General features: G+C 31.8%; 1 protein-coding gene. It reads right to left on the bottom strand.

The window, feature by feature from the left end:
- On the bottom strand, positions 1-611 hold a 611-nt coding region (locus ACTHUE_RS19770), incomplete at its 3' end, for a Kiwa anti-phage protein KwaB-like domain-containing protein (RefSeq protein WP_440424250.1).
- Positions 612-666 lie beyond the last annotated feature (55 nt).

The raw sequence follows: 666 nt of genomic DNA, 5'->3' as shown, positions 1-666 counted from the left end.
GGATCTATTAATAAGCTATCAAAATTCCTTTGGTAGCTTTTTTTATCTGAAGTTGTACTTTCATATGCACGCTTCGATTTTATAAAAATGACCTCATTAATGCAGTAAAAATCAAAATAGTCATCAAAAGAGAAGGTTTCTTCAGGTGTTGCGGATAATTCTCCATTTTGGAAAATAGCATTAATAAAAGAATTACGAATTTTAGGTTTCCATGTTGGAGCAGTTTTTCTAATTGCATAAACCACTTGGCTATCAAATTGAAATTTAACTAAATAACCAATAGCTCCTTTCAGATGCTTTAGTTTAGCATCAATATTCTCAGTCGCGGGCTGGTTAACTACATTTAATAATGCAGTCAAGCCTTCACTTTCTGATAAAGAGTGAGTTAGACAACTATTTTCATTATTTTGAGATAATGGTTGATAAGAAAGATGTTCTGTTGTCAATGTTACATCTTTACTTGCTGCATCTCGAAAAAGCTGTTCTATGGCAGGATCAGTTTTCACATGCCATCCACGGAATTTAGCAGATGATTGACTCTTCTTAAATACCCATAATTGAACATTAGATTCTTGATAGTTAAATGATTTCCATAGGTCAAACTCAGTCATTCTCATTGTCTCCTTTTATTACATAAATACTTTGAATTTTCTCACAAGAATAAAT

The organism is Neisseria sp. P0021.S005, from assembly GCF_051956955.1.
The sequence above is the reverse complement of the archived record's forward strand: the minus strand, read 5'-3'. Positions and strand labels throughout refer to the sequence as shown.